Origin of the sequence: Sphingobium sp. B2 (assembly GCF_007693735.1) — a bacterium.
Taxonomy (GTDB): domain Bacteria; phylum Pseudomonadota; class Alphaproteobacteria; order Sphingomonadales; family Sphingomonadaceae; genus Sphingobium; species Sphingobium xenophagum.
The window spans coordinates 259,672-272,957 of the sequence record NZ_VDBZ01000003.1 but is presented as its reverse complement, the minus strand read 5'-3'; the positions used below and the strand labels follow the sequence as shown (position 1 = coordinate 272,957).

General features: G+C 58.3%; 14 protein-coding genes and 2 pseudogenes. 14 read left to right on the top strand and 2 right to left on the bottom strand.

Annotation, left to right across the window (positions count from 1 at the left end):
* Position 1: 1 nt before the first annotated feature.
* Entirely contained in the window at positions 2-952 is a 951-nt protein-coding gene (locus tag FE851_RS19650; RefSeq protein ID WP_145206257.1) for a zinc-binding alcohol dehydrogenase family protein, read from the bottom strand.
* Between the two features lie 347 nt (positions 953-1,299).
* Between FE851_RS19650 and FE851_RS19645 the strand changes: the two genes are divergently transcribed.
* Both FE851_RS19645 and FE851_RS19640 read left to right on the top strand, forming a co-directional pair.
* Positions 1,300-1,701, top strand: coding sequence for a nuclear transport factor 2 family protein (locus tag FE851_RS19645; RefSeq protein WP_145206254.1), 402 nt, complete (start codon positions 1,300-1,302; stop codon positions 1,699-1,701).
* A gap of 203 nt (positions 1,702-1,904) precedes the next feature.
* A pseudogene (locus FE851_RS19640) lies at positions 1,905-3,010 on the top strand (IS5 family transposase).
* Between the two features lie 147 nt (positions 3,011-3,157).
* Here the strand turns inward: FE851_RS19640 and FE851_RS19635 are convergent.
* Positions 3,158-4,108, bottom strand: a complete 951-nt coding sequence (locus FE851_RS19635) for a LysR family transcriptional regulator (protein WP_145206251.1) — start codon at positions 4,106-4,108, stop codon at positions 3,158-3,160.
* A gap of 118 nt (positions 4,109-4,226) precedes the next feature.
* On the opposite strand from FE851_RS19635, the gene FE851_RS19630 reads away from it, so the two are divergent.
* The 12 genes and pseudogenes from FE851_RS19630 to tnpC all read left to right on the top strand — a co-directional run bounded on the left by FE851_RS19630 (position 4,227) and on the right by tnpC (position 13,277).
* Complete coding sequence (locus FE851_RS19630) at positions 4,227-5,363, top strand: acyl-CoA dehydrogenase family protein (protein WP_145206622.1); 1,137 nt, start codon at positions 4,227-4,229, stop codon at positions 5,361-5,363.
* A 45-nt stretch (positions 5,364-5,408) separates the two neighbouring features.
* Positions 5,409-6,569, top strand: a complete 1,161-nt coding sequence (locus FE851_RS19625) for an acetyl-CoA C-acetyltransferase (protein WP_145206248.1) — start codon at positions 5,409-5,411, stop codon at positions 6,567-6,569.
* 80 nt (positions 6,570-6,649) lie between these two features.
* Positions 6,650-7,426, top strand: a complete 777-nt coding sequence (locus tag FE851_RS19620) for an enoyl-CoA hydratase-related protein (protein WP_145206245.1) — start codon at positions 6,650-6,652, stop codon at positions 7,424-7,426.
* A 218-nt stretch (positions 7,427-7,644) separates the two neighbouring features.
* On the top strand, positions 7,645-7,953 hold the full coding sequence (locus FE851_RS26930) for a hypothetical protein (protein ID WP_261371093.1): 309 nt from the start codon (positions 7,645-7,647) through the stop codon (positions 7,951-7,953).
* The gene (locus FE851_RS26925; RefSeq protein WP_261371092.1) at positions 7,943-8,197 is read left to right on the top strand and encodes a hypothetical protein; all 255 of its coding nucleotides are present in this window, start codon (positions 7,943-7,945) and stop codon (positions 8,195-8,197) included. The genes FE851_RS26930 and FE851_RS26925 overlap by 11 nt, the downstream gene beginning before the upstream one ends.
* Positions 8,194-8,955 carry an SDR family NAD(P)-dependent oxidoreductase gene (locus FE851_RS19610; protein ID WP_145206242.1) on the top strand — a complete coding sequence of 254 codons (762 nt, stop codon included), beginning with the start codon at positions 8,194-8,196 and terminating at the stop codon, positions 8,953-8,955. Before FE851_RS26925 ends, FE851_RS19610 begins: the two co-directional genes overlap by 4 nt.
* A gap of 525 nt (positions 8,956-9,480) precedes the next feature.
* Positions 9,481-10,245: a CaiB/BaiF CoA-transferase family protein gene (locus FE851_RS19605; RefSeq protein ID WP_315850627.1), complete on the top strand. Its 765-nt coding sequence runs from the start codon at positions 9,481-9,483 to the stop codon at positions 10,243-10,245.
* A 2-nt stretch (positions 10,246-10,247) separates the two neighbouring features.
* Positions 10,248-10,574 carry a CoA transferase gene (locus FE851_RS27345; RefSeq protein WP_409994513.1) on the top strand — a complete coding sequence of 109 codons (327 nt, stop codon included), beginning with the start codon at positions 10,248-10,250 and terminating at the stop codon, positions 10,572-10,574.
* A gap of 71 nt (positions 10,575-10,645) precedes the next feature.
* A pseudogene (locus FE851_RS19600) lies at positions 10,646-10,774 on the top strand (transposase); the annotation flags it as partial.
* A gap of 82 nt (positions 10,775-10,856) precedes the next feature.
* Positions 10,857-11,204, top strand: a complete 348-nt coding sequence (tnpA, locus tag FE851_RS19595) for an IS66-like element accessory protein TnpA (RefSeq protein ID WP_145206236.1) — start codon at positions 10,857-10,859, stop codon at positions 11,202-11,204.
* The gene (gene tnpB / locus FE851_RS19590; RefSeq protein ID WP_031286377.1) at positions 11,201-11,542 is read left to right on the top strand and encodes an IS66 family insertion sequence element accessory protein TnpB; all 342 of its coding nucleotides are present in this window, start codon (positions 11,201-11,203) and stop codon (positions 11,540-11,542) included. Before tnpA ends, tnpB begins: the two co-directional genes overlap by 4 nt.
* Before the next feature lie 70 nt (positions 11,543-11,612).
* Positions 11,613-13,277, top strand: a complete 1,665-nt coding sequence (gene tnpC / locus FE851_RS19585) for an IS66 family transposase (protein ID WP_186378931.1) — start codon at positions 11,613-11,615, stop codon at positions 13,275-13,277.
* Positions 13,278-13,286 lie beyond the last annotated feature (9 nt).

Here is a 13,286-nt window from a genome sequence, read left to right as displayed (position 1 = left end):
CTCACGGCTTTAGAATGATCTTTCCGAAGACTTCCCCAGCTTCGATGCGCCGATGCGCCTCCGGCGCCGCTTCGAGCGGCAGGACGTCAGCTACAACCGAGGCTATGCGCTTCTGCGTGAAGGCTTCGAACACACTCGAAAAAACCGAAAGCAGTGTTTCGAGGCTAAGACTGCTGAGGCTCACCGCAGAAATCGTGAGTGACTTCTGGAAATTCATCAGAAGCGGAAGGCCAAAGTCGGGAGCAGGAAAGCCGGCTGCGCCGCCGCACAAGACATAATAGCCGTTTGGCGCCAAAGCGCCGACCATCGTCGGCACCTCTGCACCCCCGACAGGATCGATGATGACGTCGAAGGCCTTGTCCTCGCCGATGACGCCTGCCGTTCGATCAATCACCTGGCAAGCACCGAGGCCCTGCAGAAGTTTCCCGCGTTCAGCGGACGATGTGAGGACGGTTACCGCAGCTCCTCTGTCCTTGGCAGCCTGGACGACGTGAACGCCAATCCCGCCGCCAGCTCCGCGGACGAGCACATTCTGTCCGCTGCTAACGCGCGCGACCTCGACACAGCGATAGGCCACCGCGGCATTGATGCCCAGCGCGACAGCGTCCACCGCAGAAACACCATCAGGCAGAGGCACCACAGCCACGGCCGGCGTAACGACTTCTTGAGAATAACCCCCACTGGCGAGCATGGCGTAAACGATCTTCCCGACCATGTCAGGTGCAACGCCGTCGCCAACTTCGGTGATCCGGCCTGCCACTTCGAGGCCGGGGACAAAATTAGCCTCAACGCCGGGATAGGCGCCGGAGCGCTGCATTACATCTACAAGGCCGACGCCTGCTGCTTCGACTACGATTCGGACTTCACCAGAACCCACCGCGTTCCGGTCGCTTTCTCGGCTTTCAAGAACCTCGGCGCCGCCGAATCCACTCGTCCTTATCATTTTAACCATAACATTCCTCGATTGCTTTCCATTTGGGTCAGGCGAAGGGGGCGTCGCTCAAGATGCAGAAGCGACCCGCTTGGACGCCGTTTAACACTTGCCTGCTAAACTAGCAAGTTATATGTGGATCTGGAGTTGCGCGCCGTTCGAAGGTGCCCACTTCGAACGGCTACAAGGCTCACCGACTCAAGAGAGGAGAAGTATCATCCCAGCCTCTGTCGGCATTCCCAGCAATCAGGCCCGGATCTAAGAGTTCAAATAGAATAGGACGTGGTAGGTTTAGGATGGGAAAAGCAAATCGAATATTATCTAGGCGTGACGTACAACATCGATAAAAACCTATTAAGGATTTCCACATGAGTCATACAAATACCCTGTTAGTCAAAGAATTCTACAACGCATACGCCAGAGGAGATGGCGAAGCAGCTATGGCTCTGATGTCCTCTGATATTGTGTGGCTGGAGGCGGAGGGGCATCCCTTTGCCGATCGCAACCCGTATGTCGGCCCACGACAAGTCCTGGAAGGAGTCTTTGACCGGGTTGCAAAGACTTGGGCTCAAAGGGTCGAAGTGGAAGAGGTATACCCGGCAAGCAATGATCGAGTTATTGTGAGTTGCAGATATAGAGGCCGAAACATCCAAACAAATAAGATCATCGACGTACAGGTTCTGCACGTATGGACTGTCGCCGACGGAAATCTGGTACGGTTCCAGCAGTATGCCGATACCGCGCAGATCGTGGGTTCAACGATACAATAGTCAACGCACTTTGATCGAAGGCGTAGCCGGTTGCATCTGGACGCCTCGAAAAACCTCTGGCGGTTAACTCGGCGTCGTGATTCACTTGCTTTCGCGACGATCGGAGGCGGTGATGGCGCGGCAGGCAGGTGGACGCCTGGAAAAACGCTGGCCTTTGAGGGGTAGATTTGATTCACTTCTCCGACGCTGTTGCGGAGGCAGGAATGGCAGGACAGCCGGGTTTCTTTGATCTTTCGGACCGATATGAGGCGCTGAGCGCGGCAGGCGATCCGCTGGAGCGGTTGTCGGCGGTGGTGGACTTCGAGCAATTCCGGGGATCGCTTGTGGCCGCGCTGCGACGTGGTCCTCGTAACAAGGGCGGACGACCGCCGTTCGATCCGGTGCTGATGTTCAAAATCCTGGTTCTACAGGCGTTGTATTCGCTTTCCGACGAGGCGACCGAATTCCAGATCAAGGACCGGCTATCGTTCCAGCGTTTCCTGGGCGTGGGGCTGGAAGGCACCGTGCCGGATGCCACCACGGTCTGGCTGTTTCGCGAACGGCTTGTGAAGGCGAAGTCGATCGACCACTTGTTCGCGCGCTTCGATGCCGCGCTCAAGGACCGGGGATATCTGGCCATGGGCGGTCAGATCATTGATGCCACCGTCGTGCCCGCCCCCAAGCAGCGCAACACCCAGGAGGAAAAGACGGCGATCAAGGAAGGCCGCATCCCCAAGGAATGGACGCCTGCCAAGGTCGGGCAGAAAGACCGCGATGCACGCTGGACGATCAAATATAGCAAGCCTGTCCTGAGCCTGTCGAAGGGGCCAAGGTCCAGGAAGGCGCCGATCCCAGGGCGGCCAAGCCGGTCGATCTGGCCATTCCGATGTTCGGCTACAAAAACCATATCGGAATTGACCGGACCCATGGACTGATCCGCACCTGGGATGTGAGCGCCGCCAATGCCCATGATGGCGCGCGACTGCCCGATCTGATCAGCAAGGAGAACACCGCCTCGGACGTTTGGGGCGATACCGCCTATCGATCGAAGAAGAACGAAGCATTCCTCGCCAGGGGCATGTTCACCAGCAATATCCACCAGAAGCGGTTGCCCAGGCGGGCGCTGCCCGAACAGATAGCGAGAGCCAATGCAAGGCGCTCGAAGGTCCGCGCTGCGGTCGAGCATGTCTTTGCCGGGCAAAAGCATCGCATGGGCCTCGTCGTCCGTACCATCGGCATCGCTCGCGCCAGGATCAAGATCGGCATGGCCAACCTGGTCTATAATTTCCAGCGCCTCACATGGCTTGAAGGCCGCGCTGCGCCTGCATAACACGAAAACCGGACCCAGCGATCGGCTCCGTCCAGAAAATCAGCGGATCGGTGCATCGGAATCGGCACTACCCGCCCGCTGGCGCCTTCTCCTGCGTCCATCAGGACATAATCCGATGGTTCTTCGAGGTGTCCATCTTATGTGTATTCAGTTCGTGGGCCGACACGTCTCGTTAAGTCTGGCTGTGCGCTCTTCACCGTAGGATGGGACAAAAGTGGATAGTGTTCCAATCAGGGCGCGCGCCGCTGGTTTTGCCTCCCAACGCGCACGGGTTGCGCAGCATAACGGCGACGGTGGTAATAAGGGATCGGCTAGATCAAGGATCTCAAACGCCCTCATGAAGGGCGTGGACGAAGCATAGGAAGTTGCTACAATACCGATAGCATCCGACGACGCCACGATCGATCGAACCAATGGGAAATAGTCAACTCGGTGAAGCCGGCTTTCCCAACCGCCGCTGCTTATTTCATAAATAGAACGTATCACCTCGCCAGAGGGGCGCGAGTCGGAGGGTGACACAAAGTCAAACTGCGAAATTTCTACTGGTTTTAACTGTTTCACGTTAACTAAGGGATGACCCTTTCGCACAAACATTGCGTATTTGAACGTGCCAATTGGCGTTCTGTGAAGATCTGCACAATCACTGAACGCCGTGTCGAAACCGATCGCCACATCAACCTTACCGGTGCGAAGTTGCTGGAGTATGGTCTCAAAGTTAGAACTACTAACATCGTAGCGTATTTTTGGATATCGGATGAGCAAGCGCGCCAGTGGCTCGACTAGACACCATTCCAGCGACGCCGGACAAACGCCGATACGCAGTGGGCCCGCATATGGATCACGCGGTTGTGGACTGCCGTTCAGCAAGGCGCGAGCGTCTTCTAACAGTCGATCGGCGCGATCGACGAACGCTCGACCATTTTCAGTTAATAGCGCTCCCCGAGCAGTGCGATAAAAAATCGCGTAGCCTATGCGGCGTTCAAGGTCGGCTACGCTGCGTGTGATCGCGGACTGAGTCACGCCAACAAGGTTTGCAGCTGCTGTGAAGGATCCAGCGCGCGCGACCGCAACAGCATGTTCAAGTCTAGAGTCGAGCATAAGCCATTCATAAAACTGATCGTTCGCTATCATTATGAATTAGACGTTTGTTGCGCGCAAGGTCATTCTCCTCAGCCACGACATGGCCGCGATGCGGTCGGATTTTCTCGGAGATTGGATGATGGATAGGCGAGTTGGTTACTCAGCTGAGCACGAGATGTTCCGCGACTCAGTAAAGAAATTTCTGGAGCTTGAATTCGCTCCGAACCATCAACGCTGGGAAGAAAAGGGCTGGATCGACAAGTCGTTTTGGCTTGCGTCGGGCCAGGCAGGGTTGCTGTGCCCTACAGTTCCGGAGGCCTATGGCGGCCTTGACCTAGATTACAGATACAATGCTATCGTCAATGAAGAGATTGGCTATCACGGCTTAATGACCGGCACAGTCCTGCAATCGGACATTGTCGCCGGATATATCATTGATCATGGCACTGAAGAACAGAAACTAGCCTATTTACCGAAAATGGTATCGGGTGAGCTGATTGCGGCGATTGCGATGACTGAGCCTGGTGCGGGGTCAGATCTACAGGGAATTATGGCAACAGCCCGGCGCGATGGCGACGGCTATGTCGTCAACGGTGCCAAGACGTACATCTCAAATGGCCAGATGGCTGATCTTGTCATAGTCGTAGCGAAAACTAGTCCAGAAAAGGCGGGTAAAGGCATTTCACTGCTCCTTGTCGAATCCGATCGAGAAGGCTTTAGCCGCGGCAGAAACCTAGATAAGATTGGCCAGCACTGCTCGGATACATCAGAGCTATTTTTTGAGAACGTTCGCATTCCCGCTTCCAACCTCCTTGGTGAAGAAAATAGGGGATTCACATATCTAATGAACGCACTTCCACAGGAGCGATTGTCTCTAGCGATCTCTGCGCAGGCCTCCGCCCAGCGGGCATTTGACGAGGCAGTCGCGTTCACAAAGGATCGCAAAGCATTCGGCCGATCCGTCTTCGATTTCCAGAACACCCGTTTTTCACTCGCCGATGCCAAGGCAAAGCTGCAACTCGGTTGGGCGCATATTGATTGGTGCATTGCTCGTCATGTCGCAGGTGATCTTTCAGCAGCTGAGGCGTCTGCGGCCAAGTTGTGGCATACCGAAACACTATGGCAAATAGTCGACCTCGCTTTGCAGTTGCATGGGGGCGCTGGCTATATGAACGAATACGCCATTGCTCGGCTGTGGCGTGATGCCCGAGTGCAGCGCATCTATGGCGGAACGTCAGAGATAATGCGTGAAATCATTGGACGATCGCTCTGAGGCGCCTCGAAAAGAGGCAATGCCACGCGTACAAAGGAAATTTCCATGGCTGAGGCCTTTATCGTAGATGCAGTTCGCACGCCCGGGGGAAAACGGAAGGGCCAATTCGCCGGTTGGCATCCCGCGGACATGGCAGGTGAAGTCCTGGATGGGCTGGTTGAGCGCACGGGGATCGATCCGGCAGTGATAGAGGATGTCGTCCTTGGATGCGTCACGCAGGCAGGCGAGCAGTCCTTTGCGTTTGCTCGTAACGCTGTACTGGCGTCGAAGCTGCCTCAAACCGTACCTGCGGTAACCGTCGACAGGCAATGCGGAAGCTCACAACAGGCAATTCAGTTCGCGGCCCAGGCGGTCATGTCAGGGACGCAGGATGTGGTGATTGCTGCTGGTGCGGAGAGCATGACCCGGGTCCCGATGCTATCAAATCTGACCCTGCACGTGAAGGAAGGACTTGGCGTTGGCCCGGTAAGTCCGCGGATTGCGTCCCGTTTCGGCGTACAGGAATTCAGCCAATTTACCGGGGCGGAGATGCTCGCCCGTAAATATGGCTTCAGCCGGGACACTCTGGATCGATTTGCGCTGGAAAGTCATCGCCGAGCCGCAGCCGCAACAAATACTGGGCAATTCGAGAAGGAAATCATCCCACTGAACGTAGCAGGCGTGCCGATCGTGACTGATGAAGGGATCCGCTACGATGCGACGCTTGAAAGCATTGCATCAGTCACTGCGCTCAACCCCAACGGAGTCATATCCGCTGCGAATGCTAGCCAGATCTGCGACGGCGCCTCGGCCGCGCTCATCGTATCGGAGATCGGGCTGAAGCGATTTGGGCTGACCCCGATTGCTCGGATTGTCAACATGACCGTAACTGCGGGCGATCCTGTCATCATGCTCGAGGAGCCGATCCCCGCGACCGTTCGGGCGCTAGACCGCGCCGGACTGCGGATTGAAGATATTGACCTGTACGAGGTGAACGAAGCATTTGCGCCAGTTCCACTCGCCTGGCTGCAAGCCATTGGCGCAGACCCTGAACGGCTTAACGTCAACGGTGGCGCAATCGCACTGGGTCATCCCCTTGGCGCAAGCGGCACAAAGCTACTCGCTACACTCGTCCACGCGCTGAAGGCACGGGGTAAGCGCTTCGGTCTGCAGACGATGTGTGAGGGGGGTGGTATCGCCAACGTGACGATCATCGAGGCGCTCTAGGATGTCCATCGCAGCCCATGTCCCCCATTTGACACGGGCGACGAATTCGTAGCTACCCGTATTGCCGAAAGATGAGACTGATGAGTTATAACTATATCAAGGTTCAGAGGGAAGGCGCCGTTACCGTCGTCACCATAGACCGGCCGGATGCATATAACGCTTTGAATGCGGAAGCCCATCGCGAAATGGACGCAGCACTCGACGCGTATGAGGTCGATGACGACCAGCGGGTCGCAATCATCACCGGCGCGGGGAACCGCGCCTTTTGCGCTGGTCACGATTTGAAGCAGCAGGCGACCGGCGGTGGGCTTGACGTTCCAGAAAATGGATTCGGCGGCTTAACTAGTCGTGCCGCGCTTACCAAGCCTGTCATCGCGGCGGTGAATGGTATCGCAATGGGCGGCGGTTTCGAGATAGCGCTCGCGTGCGACATCATTGTGGCGGCTGAAAACGCCGCATTCGCACTTCCGGAACCCCGAGTGGGCATCGCCGCTCTAGCGGGTGGTTTACAACGCCTGCCGCGCGCGATCGGCTTGAAACAGGCCATGGGCATGATGCTGACGGGGCGGAAAGTCGCTGCTCGTGAGGGCCTGGCGCTGGGCTTCGTCAATGAAGTCACGGCGGGGAATGCGCTGAATGTCGCGCGCGATTGGGCTAATGAAATCCTGAAGTGTAGTCCGTTATCAATCCGGGCCACCAAGGAAGCGGTACTGCGCGGACTGGCAGTGCCTGTAGAAACCGCCATGCGGGACCAATGGTCTTACCTGGAAATGCGCGCAATGCTCGAATCTGCGGATTTTGTAGAGGGACCGAAAGCATTTGCGGAAAAACGTGATCCTCAATGGTTAGGGCGTTGAATAAGCTGCGTAAGATTGATTGAGTTTTTCGCCCCACCTTAACTGTAAGATAGAAAGCCGCTTGCGAATACAGAACTATCTAGGAGGCTGCAACAACTAGCGCGTCTAGCTGAAACGTGCTATCTTAACTAGCAAGTTAAAAAGCTCTTAGGGTTTATGGCACAGTGCCGCAATTCTTTTACTTTGGAGTGAGCGCGTGATTCTCAGCAAAACTCAGCGTGCTATCCGAGATGGCGTGCGCGCGTTTGCGCAAGAGCAGGTTCGGCCGCGATCCGCTGCGTTCGAAGCAGAAGGCGGCCATCGTCGATACGATGATGATGGATGGACTGGAAGACGCATATACGCCCGGCACGCCGATGGACGCCTTCGCCCAAGACAGGGCCGAAGACTACCAGTTCACCCGGGCCATGCAGGACGCTCATTCGGAACGAGCACGCGAAGCGATCTCCACTGGGATGTTTGCCGCCGAGATCGTCGGCGTCGAAGTGAAAACCCGGTACGGTCCCGTCGTCTTCAATGTGGGATGAACAACCAGGGAAAGCCAACTACGAGAAGATCAGTAGTTTTAAGCCGGCCTTCGCTGGCAACGGCACAATCACCGTGGCCAGTTCCGCCACGATCGCGCGTGTCAGCCTACGCCGGCGCGTCTTGTGCGCGGATCATTACTACGCTTCTTGCAGCATTCCGGCGGCCGTCGGGGCGTTGCTGGCCTTGCATCGGCGAGGCGACGGCGATGGCTTTTTGAATTATTATAAAGGATCGAATGAATGAGGATAGCGGATGTTGCAGCGATCGTGACAGGAGGCGCGTCTGGCCTAGGTGCTGGCACGGCCAGGCGCCTGGCGCAGGCCGGAGCGAAGGTTACCATCTTTGACTTAGATGCGGATCGGGGTCAGGCCCTCGCCCAAGCGATCGCCGGCCATTTTGTTGCGGTCGACGTTACGGCTGAAACGGCAGTAGAGGCGGCGATAGAGGAGGCTGAGCAACTACATGGTAAGGCACGGATCTTGGTAAACTGCGCCGGTATCGGCCCGCCCGCAAAGGTTATAGGCCGTGACGGCCAAGCCGTCCGGTTGTCCGAGTTTACGAAGATCGTCACGATTAATCTTGTTGGTAGCTTCAACGTCCTCTCCAAATTTGCTGCTCGCATTCATGACGCAGTGCTAGTTGGTGAGGAGCGAGGGGTCGTCATCAACACCGCCTCGGTCGCTGCCTATGACGGTCAGATCGGTCAAGCGGCCTACGCCGCGTCTAAAGGTGGCATTGTCGGCATGACGCTGCCGGTGGCGCGCGAGTTCGCCCGCTACGGTATCCGCGTGATGACAATCGCTCCGGGCATCTTCTGGACGCCTCTATTGGGCTCGCTCCCGCAAGAAGCACAGGAGTCGCTTGGCCGACAGGTGCCGTTCCCCAGCAGATTGGGGCAGCCCGACGAATTTGCCCAGTTAGTTGAGAGCATCGTTGTCAATCCGATGCTTAATGGAGAGACCATCCGACTGGACGGCGCCATCCGCATGGCACCCAAATGAACGCGCGTGGCGCCGAAATCACTTGTTCGGTCGGGCAGTTTATGCTGACAATCGTCACCCATACGAGCGGAACGCTAGGCCGGCAATGGATGAACGGGGCCGCCGGTCTTTTAAGAGGCGCGCCGCGTCCATGGCTGGATCACAAGGGCAAAGCTGTCGCGCTCCCATTGCCGCCTTCCTCACCGAGCGCTCAACCGATTTTTTAGAGAAAGCCTGACCCTATGACTTGCGGGAGCACGCTGTATGGCGCGCCTAACTATGCTGGGGTGCCGCAGAAGACGGCATTCAAGTCAGATATTGATCGGCCGAACAAGTGGCTGATCTCCGGCATGACGACCAGGGCCCAATCACTCAAGATTCTTTTGCCCGAGCGTAAGGCAATCGCCGCGCAGCGACTCTCCACGATGTCGTCAGGCGAAGATACACTGTTCCCTGCTGCGCAGCGGTTTTGCTGAGATGGCGGGCCCTCTCGCTGGGCTGCGCGTAGTGGAGTTTGCCGGTATCGGTCCAGGCCCGCACTGCGCGATGTTGCTCGCCGACAATGGCGCGGAGGTGTTGAGGATTGACCGCGAAGGCGGCAACGGCTGGCCTAATCCCGTGGTCGATCGCGGCCGCGAGACCCTTACCCTCGACATCCGTACGAAAGAGGGCTGCGAGACAGCGCTCTGTGCTATCGAACGGGCCGACGTCCTGATCGAAGGCTTCCGCCCGGGTGTTATGGAACGGCTGGGGTTAGGCCCGGAGCCCTGCCTGTTACGCAATCCGCGCCTCGTGTACGGTCGGATGACAGGATGGGGTCAGGATGGCCCGCTTGCCAAAGCTGCCGGCCACGATATCAATTACATCGGGCTGACCGGTGCGCTAGCGGCAATCGGGCGGCCGGGCGAGCCCGCGATACCGCCGCTCAATCTAGTAGGCGATTTCGGCGGCGGGTCGATGTTCCTCGCGTTCGGTATCATGGCCGCGCTCTTCGAGCGCGAGCGATCAGGACGCGGTCAGATAGTCGACGCCGCGATTGTCGACGGGGTCAGTCATCTGATGACGATGTTTGCTGGACTATTGCCTTCCGGGCAAATTAGCATGGACCGCTCGCTTAACCTGTTAGGCGGAGCAGCGCCCTTTTACCGCTGCTACCGTTGTGCTGATGGACGCGAGATTTCAATCGGTCCGCTCGAACCGCAATTCTATTCTGAGCTACTCGAGAGAATTGGTGAGTCGCAAATTCTGTTAGAGCGGCGGGTGGATGTAAAAGGCTGGGCTGCTCAGGCGCTGTCTCTTATACACATCTAGATGTGTATAAGAGACAGGTCGCAAATTCTGTTAGAGCGGCGGGTGGATGTAAGAGGCTGGGCTGCTCAGGCGGCCGCCTTGGCAGCGGTTTTGCTACTCGCTCTTCCGCAGAATGGTGCACTATACTTGAAGGTACAGATGCCTGCTTTTCGCCAGTTGTACCGCTGGAGGAAGCGCCGCTACACCCTCACATCGTCGCGCGAGAGACCTACACTGTTTTGGATGGAAAGGTTCAGGCAGCGCCGGCCCCCCGCTTTTCGCGGACGCCAGGGCAGCCACGAACAAGCGGAAAAGGTGGCTCAGCTCTGCTCAACCAGTGGAGACGTTAGAGCCTGATCCGAAATTGTTGAGCAATACCAATATGTTGTGGTTCGCGCCTCTTTGCGAAGAGATGGAGTGGGTGGTGGCATGGACTGGTATTGCCCCGCGGGAGCAAAGCCGGGATGGATTGCGATATCCAAGCGATATGACGGATCGCGAATGGCTTTTGGCAGCGCCGTTCATTCCGCCGGCGAAGCGAGGTGGTCGTATCCATCCGGCTGCGCCCGCCTTGTCGTGAGGTAGTGGACTGCTCTTAAGAATGCTCTCGAGAGTAGGCTTAGGAGCGGTTCATGGGGCACATAACGGTAATGACCGGGCCGGAACGGCGGCGGCGTTGGAGCGACGAGGAACGGCTGCAGATTTTGGCGGAAGCCTTTGCGTCGGGATCCAGCGTTTCGGCCGTGGCGCGACGGCACGACATTTCCACGGCGCGGATCTACACATGGCGCAGCAAGCTGCGACAACCGCCCGCCCTGACCGAGTTCGCCGAGGCGGTGGTAGACGATGGCACCCAGCAAGGCTGGCAACAGGCCGGGATGCCGGTGATCATCATCGATCTCGGCGCCAAGGGACGCGTGAACGTATCAGCTGCGGCATCACCTGCATTGGTGTCGGGGGCGCTGAAGGCCTTGCGATGATCCCAGCAGGCGCACGGGTGTGGATCGCAATGGGCCATACCGATATGCGTCGCGGCATGCAGAGCCTCGCGGCGATGGTACAGCAGAGTTTTTCGCGAGACCCATTTGCCGGCGATCTTTGGGTCTTTCGCGGGCGTAACGGGTCGCTGGTGAAGATAATCTGGCACGACGGTCTCGGGATGTCGCTTTATTCGAAGCGGTTGGAACGAGGGAAGTTTATTTGGCCCTCCGCGAAGGATGGCGTAGTGTCGCTGACGAGCTCACAGCTGGCCTGTTTGCTCGACGGCGTGGACTGGCGGAACCCGCAATATAGCTGGCGCCCGCAGAGCGCGGGATAGGCGCAGATTTTCTTCGTCGAGGCGCATTTTCCGCTTTAACCGGGCGGTTTTCTGTGATTCCATCCTGGTTGTGGACGCCGCCGTTTCGCCCCTGCCTGACGACATTGAAGTGCTCAAGGCGCTGGTCCGGCTCAGCACGCAACGCGCCGATGCGGCCGAACAGCGCGCCACCAGCGCCGAGGCCGAACTGGCCAATGCCCGTGCCCGGGAGAGCGCCACCGAGGCATTGATCTCGCACTACAAGTTGCAGATCGCCAAGCTCAGGCGCGAGCAATACGGCCCCAGCGCCGAACGCACCCGCCGGCTTCTTGCGCAGATGGAGTTTGAGCTCGAAGATTTGGAGGCCGACGCCGCCGAAGACGATCTGGCCGCCGAGACCGCCGCGACAAAGGCGACGAACGTCACCGCCTTTGAGCGCAAGAGGCCGGTCAGAAAGCCGTTCCCCGACCATTTGCCCCGCGACCGCGTCGTCGTTCCGGCGCCCTGTTCCTGTCCGGCCTGTGGCGGCATGCGCCTGTCGAAGCTGGGCGAGGATGTAACCGAGACGCTGGAGGTGATCCCGCGTACCTGGAAGGTCATCCAGACCGTACGCGAGAAGTTCTCCTGCCGTGACTGCGAGAAGATCACGCAGCCGCCCGCGCCATTCCATGTCGTGCCGCGTGGCTGGGCAGGCCCAAGCTTCCTCGCCATGCTGCTGTTCGAGAAGTATGGCCAGCACCAGCCTCTCAACCGCCAGGCGGAGCGGTTCACCCGCGAAGGCGTGCCGCTGAGCGTCTCCACGCTTGCCGATCAGGTCGGTGCAGCTTCCTTCGCCCTGATGCCCATCTTCCGATTGATCGAGGCCTATGTCTTTGCCGCCGAACGTGTGCATGGCGACGACACCACCGTGCCGGTCATGGCCAAGGGCAAGAGCGATACCGGTCGATTATGGGATTATGTCCGGGATGACCGCCCATTCGGCGGCGCCGATCCGCCGGCGGTCGTTTTCTATTATTCGCGCGACCGGCGCGGCGAACATCCCCAGGCGCATCTCGCGTCCTGGTCCGGGATTCTGCAGGCAGATGCCTATGCGGGCTATTTCGAGCTGTACGCTCCCGACCGCCAGCCTGGTCTCATCCTGGAGGCAGGATGCTTTGCTCACGCGCGCAGGAAGTTCTTCGAACTTGCTGACGTCGAGGGCGCTGCGCGCAAGAAGAGCCGCGGCGAGCGGACTGGCCCCATCTATCCGATTGCGCTGGAGGCGGTGCAGAAGCTGGACGCCCTGTTCGACGTTGAGCGCGGTATCAACGGCAAGACACCAGCGGAGCGGCTTGCCACCCGTCAGGAGTTGAGCGCGCCGCTGATCGCCGAACTGCACGACTGGTTGAACGCCCAACTCGCCAAGCTGTCGCGTAACCATGATCTCGCCAAGGCCATCAACTATATGCTCCGGCGCTGGGACGCCTTCACCCGCTTCCTCATCGATGGCAGGGTATGCCTCACGAACAACGCAGCGGAACGGGCGCTGCGCTGTGTGCCACTCGGGCGGAAAGCATGGCTATTTTGCGGCTCCGATCGCGGCGGTCAGCGCGCCGCCATCATGTTTTCACTCATTCAGAGCTGTCGCCTCAACAACGTCGATCCCCAGGCTTGGCTCGCTGACGTCCTCGCCCGCATCGCCGGTCATCCGGCTAATCGGCTTGGCGATCTACTCCCATGGAATTGGAAACCAGCAGCGTTGAAGCTGGAGCCGTGATCTCATAGC

Coding starts and splice junctions, on each gene's coding strand:
- FE851_RS19650 (WP_145206257.1), bottom strand. CDS start 952: ATGGTTAAAATGATAAGGACGAGTGGATTCGGCGGCGCCGAGGTTCTT.
- FE851_RS19645 (WP_145206254.1), top strand. CDS start 1,300: ATGAGTCATACAAATACCCTGTTAGTCAAAGAATTCTACAACGCATAC.
- FE851_RS19635 (WP_145206251.1), bottom strand. CDS start 4,108: ATGCTCGACTCTAGACTTGAACATGCTGTTGCGGTCGCGCGCGCTGGA.
- FE851_RS19630 (WP_145206622.1), top strand. CDS start 4,227: ATGATGGATAGGCGAGTTGGTTACTCAGCTGAGCACGAGATGTTCCGC.
- FE851_RS19625 (WP_145206248.1), top strand. CDS start 5,409: ATGGCTGAGGCCTTTATCGTAGATGCAGTTCGCACGCCCGGGGGAAAA.
- FE851_RS19620 (WP_145206245.1), top strand. CDS start 6,650: ATGAGTTATAACTATATCAAGGTTCAGAGGGAAGGCGCCGTTACCGTC.
- FE851_RS26925 (WP_261371092.1), top strand. CDS start 7,943: ATGTGGGATGAACAACCAGGGAAAGCCAACTACGAGAAGATCAGTAGT.
- FE851_RS19610 (WP_145206242.1), top strand. CDS start 8,194: ATGAGGATAGCGGATGTTGCAGCGATCGTGACAGGAGGCGCGTCTGGC.
- FE851_RS19605 (WP_315850627.1), top strand. CDS start 9,481: ATGTTGCTCGCCGACAATGGCGCGGAGGTGTTGAGGATTGACCGCGAA.
- tnpA (WP_145206236.1), top strand. CDS start 10,857: ATGGGGCACATAACGGTAATGACCGGGCCGGAACGGCGGCGGCGTTGG.
- tnpB (WP_031286377.1), top strand. CDS start 11,201: ATGATCCCAGCAGGCGCACGGGTGTGGATCGCAATGGGCCATACCGAT.